Source organism: Candidatus Darwinibacter acetoxidans (assembly GCF_041936445.1).
In the GTDB taxonomy this organism is placed as follows: domain Bacteria; phylum Bacillota; class Limnochordia; order Darwinibacteriales; family Darwinibacteriaceae; genus DTU010.
Genome location: NZ_JBHGXH010000091.1, coordinates 1 through 1,458 on the forward strand (window position 1 = coordinate 1; position 1,458 = coordinate 1,458).

The 1,458-nt window shown below is 54.0% G+C and carries 1 protein-coding gene and 1 pseudogene; both read right to left on the minus strand.

Annotated elements, in window-relative coordinates:
* Positions 1-183: 183 nt before the first annotated feature.
* Entirely contained in the window at positions 184-531 is a 348-nt protein-coding gene (locus ACE4YL_RS02850) for a hypothetical protein (protein ID WP_461369182.1), read from the minus strand.
* Positions 531-1,458: pseudogene (locus ACE4YL_RS02855) on the minus strand (hypothetical protein); the annotation flags it as partial. The pseudogene ACE4YL_RS02855 and the gene ACE4YL_RS02850, both read right to left, overlap by 1 nt.

Genomic DNA, 1,458 nt, shown 5'->3' on the forward strand with positions numbered 1-1,458 from the left:
GTGTGAGGCCGTCAGCTGTTTGTTCGGGCCAGGAAATACGCGCCCGCTCGCTCGCATCCACCTGGATCGACTGGTCAATGAGCGGATCGGTGTAGTCAATGACTACTTTAGCAAGCACCTGTCGCCTCTGCGCCCGCATTGCGTCCATGAATTGTTGCGATACTTGATACATGGCCTCACCCCCTACTGCTCGATGAATGCAATGCTAACCTCTTTCCAATATCGGATCCCGTTTATTTCATGCCAAAGCCCGGTGATGATGTCGCCTGCGTAGGCAGTCATCGTCTTATATCCGCCTGCATCGAGATAGCGGAACGAGAAGAACGGTTTATTCGCTGCTAGGACATCCAGGATCTGCTTCAACTGATCGTCTGGCAGGTAGCTCCACGACACATCGACACGCCTAACACCGGCACGGATAATCTCCATGGCCATTTTGCCTGATGCAGTCCTATTCGACTTTGTTAAATCAAACCGGCCGATTTTTACATCGGCCGGATTAGCGACTTTGACTCCTGCAATTGTTATCACTACGACACCCCCCGAGGCTGGATCATCACATCAAACCCCTGCCTCTGACCCTCTTTGATCATTGCCGGCAAGAGTAGCCGAGCAAGCGTGGTGCCGTCGATTCTCAGCACGACCTCTCTGTCGTCGCTTGTCTGTGGTCCCGTGGCCTGGCCGACGCGTTGAGCCATGACCATGGCCTCGTAGACCGCTGCGCCTACGCTGTCCGCTATCACGTTGTCTCGCTCAAGCGGGATAACGGCCTCGCGCCTGCTTCCTTCGCCCATCATGGCGAGAGTCGGACCTGTGACGATACCACCCTTGGCAAGGCCGGTTACGCCCTTAAACGCCCCTACTGCCTTGGCTGCAAGCGCACCTATACCGGCGATAGCTGCTCCGATTGTTGCTGCAGCCAATACGGGAGCTGCGGGACCGGACCATCCGTAGAATACTACTAGAGTGGCATATGCCTGCTTAATCAGCGCCACGAAAGCAAGAGCAGCGTTCTTTAGAACTTCCATCGTCCATGTTCCTAGCTTCGATAGCGCATTTGACAATGACTGTGAGAGCTGCTGAACCAGGACGTTTTTGAGGACCGCACCCATTCCGCTAAGGACGCTCTGAAAAGCCTCCCCCATGGTCATGGAGCCATCAATGATGCCGTCGAACGCCTGTCCGAATACGCTTTGCATCCCGGAGCTAATTTGCTGTGCTATTGATTGCATGCTCTCCCCGAAACTACCCATCTTGCCGAGAGCGGTGTCAGCGAAACTGGCAACCCCGCCCACAATCCCCTGACCCATCTCGCCGACTATGGCAACACTCTGATTCTTTAGTGAGCTAAACCAGTTGACAGACTCTTTAACCATGTCCGGGATGATAGAGCCTCCAACGATGGTCTTATACATATTCTTAACCTTATCTACAACTCCGCTTGTCCACGACGTAACT